General features: G+C 69.3%; 3 protein-coding genes. 1 reads left to right on the top strand and 2 read right to left on the bottom strand.

Annotated elements, in window-relative coordinates; all coding sequences use genetic code 11:
* Nucleotides 1-584: 584 nt before the first annotated feature.
* Nucleotides 585-1010 carry an HIT family protein gene (locus AB0F41_RS31475; protein WP_357430222.1) on the top strand — a complete coding sequence of 142 codons (426 nt, stop codon included), beginning with the start codon at nucleotides 585-587 and terminating at the stop codon, nucleotides 1008-1010.
* 1 nt (nucleotide 1011) lies between these two features.
* Here AB0F41_RS31475 and AB0F41_RS31470 read toward each other — a convergent pair whose 3' ends face one another.
* On the bottom strand, nucleotides 1012-2526 hold the full coding sequence (locus AB0F41_RS31470; RefSeq protein ID WP_357430224.1) for a HAMP domain-containing sensor histidine kinase: 1515 nt from the start codon (nucleotides 2524-2526) through the stop codon (nucleotides 1012-1014).
* A 14-nt stretch (nucleotides 2527-2540) separates the two neighbouring features.
* The gene (locus AB0F41_RS31465) at nucleotides 2541-3266 is read right to left on the bottom strand and encodes a response regulator transcription factor (protein WP_357430220.1); all 726 of its coding nucleotides are present in this window, start codon (nucleotides 3264-3266) and stop codon (nucleotides 2541-2543) included.
* Nucleotides 3267-3496: the final 230 nt, after the last annotated feature.

The following is a 3496-nucleotide window of genomic DNA, read 5'->3' as shown; positions in this document are numbered from 1 at the left end:
GGCGTCTGGTGACACCACCCGCCACTGGGGGCTGCCCCACCTCGCTTCGAGTGCTGACAGCAGACGCGGGCCGAACCCTTTCAGGGCCTCGCTGAACTCGGCGCCGAGGGAGGTGGCTTTACACGGGACGGCCATCCGACAGGAGTCGACGGGCCGGGTCATGGGGGACGGCATAGACATGGACAACCGATCTGCCCGGGCGCCGCCGAAATGGTGACCGCCCATCCTGGACGGCTACCGGTTGACGGACTGGAGGCCGATTTGTGCACGGACGGCACCAGCTACCGGATTGCTCGGGACCGGGCGGCGGCGTAGGGCTCGAGAAGGCGTCCGTACATCGAACCCGGAGCCGAGCCCTGCGGTTCATGCGCGACCAGATCACCCTCGACACATCCGGATGGGTACCGTTCGCCGAACTGACCACTCTCCCGGTGCCGAGTTCAGCGAGGCCCTTGAAAGGTTTCGGGCCGTCCCGTGTTTCAGCCCTCGAAGCGAGGCGGCGCAGCCGCGGGTCTCGAGGGCTGAAACACGGACACAAGGGGCCCGAAACCCCCGGCGCCGAAGGCGCCGCAAATAATACCCCCATGGCTTCTGTATTCAGTGCGATCATCAGCGGGGATCTGCCGGGGCGGTTCGTCTGGGAGGACGACGAATTCGTCGGGTTCCTCACCATCGCGCCCGTCACCCCGGGGCACACCCTGGTGGTGCCGCGTAAGGAGATCGACCAGTGGCAGGATGTCGAGCCCGAGGTCTTCGCCCGCCTCAACGGTGTCGCCCAGAAGATCGGGCAGGCGGTGCGGGCGGCGTGGGACGCGCCGCGGGCGGGGCTGCTGATCGCGGGGCTCGAGGTGCCGCATCTGCATGTGCATGTGTTCCCGGCGTTCACCATGGGCAACTTCGATATCTCCGGCGCCGACCCGAATCCGGACCCGGCGTCGATGGATGACGCGCAGGTGCGGATCAAGCAGGCGCTGCGGGATCTCGGTTACGGCGCGAACGTCCCCGCCTGAATCACCGGCCGGTCTCGGGGCTCGCGGCCGCCGCGGATTCCCGGGGCGGTCCGGGCCGACGGCGCGGCAACCGCACCGTGAAGGTGGTGCCGCGACCGGGTTCGCTGTCCACCACGACCGTGCCGCTGTGCGCGGCGACCAGGGCCTGCACGATCGACAGCCCGAGGCCCGCGCCGCCGCTGACGCGGCTGCGTGAATCGTCGGCGCGGTAGAACCGCTCGAACACCCGGTCCGCCTGGTCGGCCGGCATCCCCGGCCCGGTGTCGGCGACCTCGATGCGCACATCGTCGGGGCCGGGGGTGAGCCGGACGGTCACCGCGGCCTCCGGCGGGGTGTGCACCAGGGCGTTGTTCAGCAGATTCGCCAGCACCTGACGCAGCCGCGCCGCGTCACCCGGTACCTCGGCGGTGCCGGTGCCGGGACGCACCTCGAACTCGATCGACCGCCGCGGGCCCTCCCCGGCCTGGGTGGCGGCCACCGCGCGGGCGCTGTGCACGGCGTCGCTGGTCAGCGCGAGCAGGTCGACGGGGGCGTACGCGACCGGGCGTTCGGCGTCCAGCCGCGCCAGCATCAGCAGATCCTCCACCAGCAGCCCCATCCGCCGGGACTCCCGCTCGATGCGGTCGAGAAGCATATCGGTATCGCCGGTGGCGCCCTGCCGGTAGAGCTCCGCGAACCCCTTGATCGTCGTCAACGGCGTCCGCAGTTCGTGACTGGCGTCGGCGACGAAACGCCGCATCTTCTCCTCCGACCGCCGGGCCGCCTCCTCGGAGGCCTCGGTGGCGGCGAAACCCTGCTGGATCTGCGTGAGCATGGCATTCAACGACTGGGCCAGCCGATCCACCTCGGTATTCGTCCCGCGCACCGGCACCCGTCGATGCAGATCCCCGGCCGCGATATCGGCGGCCGTCTCCTCGACCTGCTCCAGCCTGCGCAGGCTACGGCGAATCACGAAATAGGCGGCGACCGCCAGCACCACCAGCACCAGCGCGCCGATGACCAGCTCCAACACCACCAGCCGCTCGACGATCGCCTCGATTTCGTCCAGGCTCAGCGCCACGACGCTGGTGCCCTCCGGGTTCTCGGTATAACGCACCCGCCACTGGCCGGCGCCCCCATTGGTGGACCCGGTGGTGAACGTGCCCGGACTCATCTCGTCGGGCAGATCCGGGGAGCCGTTGCGGCCGGGATCGGCCTGCAGGAAGAACTGCCCGGAGGTGTCCTGCACCCGCACATAGAACAACACCGGCGGACGCTCCCGGCCCGGCTCCCCCGGCAAGGGCATCAACCGCCGGGCGCCCGGCCGGGCGAACGTATGCGCCGCCTCGTCGAGCTGCTGATCGACCCGATCGATCAACGTTGTACGCAGCGCGGAGGTCACCGCCACCCCGGACGCGAGCAGACCCACCGCCGCCAGCGCCACCAACGCCAGCACCAAGGTCACCCGCAGCGGAACCGCCGCGATCCGGCGGGACACCCGCCGGCGCGGCGGCTCCACCGGCGGCGCCTCCCGCACCGGAGTTGCGGCGCTCACGACCGGCCCGACGGGGTTTCCCGCATGACGTACCCGACCCCGCGCAAGGTGTGGATCAACCGCCGCGGCCCCGTATCGACCTTCTTACGCAGATACGACACATAGGTCTCCACCACGCCGACCTCGCCCCCGAAGTCGTAACGCCACACATGATCCAGAATCCGCGGCTTACTCAGCACGGTCCCCGCGTTCACCATGAAATACCGCAACAGGGTGAACTCCGTCGGCGACAACGCCACCGGCTCCCCGGCCTTGAAAACCTCATGGGTGTCGTCGTCCAACTCGATATCGGCGAACCGGATCCGGGTCTTCTCCCGCTCCGGAACCGGCCCCCCGGCCCGGCGCAGGATCACCCGCAACCGCGCGACGACCTCCTCGAGGCTGAACGGTTTGGTGACATAGTCGTCGGCGCCCAAGGTCAACCCGGTGACCTTGTCCTGCACATCGTCACGCGCGGTCAGGAACAACACGGGTGCGTCGACTCCGTCGGCCCGCAACCGCCGCAGCAACCCGAACCCGTCCATGCCGGGCATCATGACGTCCACGATCAACGCGTCCGGCCGGAAACCACGCGCCACGTCGAGGGCCTGGGCGCCATCGGCGGCGGACGCGACCTCGAACCCCTGAAACCGCAGGCTGACGGTCAGCAACTCGACGATCATCGCCTCGTCGTCGACCACCAGCACCCGGGCTTCGGGCGCTACGCCTCGCGCACCACTCATACGCCCATACTCACCCAGCGCGCTGGCACTCGGCTGCACACTCGCTGTGAACACGCTGTGTGCCGGGTTGGGAATGACAGGGAGTTGCTCGTGAAGGTGAGGAGGTGACCTTGCCCGCCAAGGTGCTGTGGTTATTGGCGCGGCTTCGCCGCGCGGGGTTCGGCCCCTTTAGCGTCTGCTGTCAGCCCTCGAGACTCGTGGCTTCGCCACATGCGCTTCGAGGGCTGACA

It is taken from the genome of Nocardia sp. NPDC024068, from assembly GCF_040638875.1.
Taxonomy (GTDB): domain Bacteria; phylum Actinomycetota; class Actinomycetes; order Mycobacteriales; family Mycobacteriaceae; genus Nocardia.
This window is presented reverse-complemented; position numbering and strand designations above follow the sequence as displayed.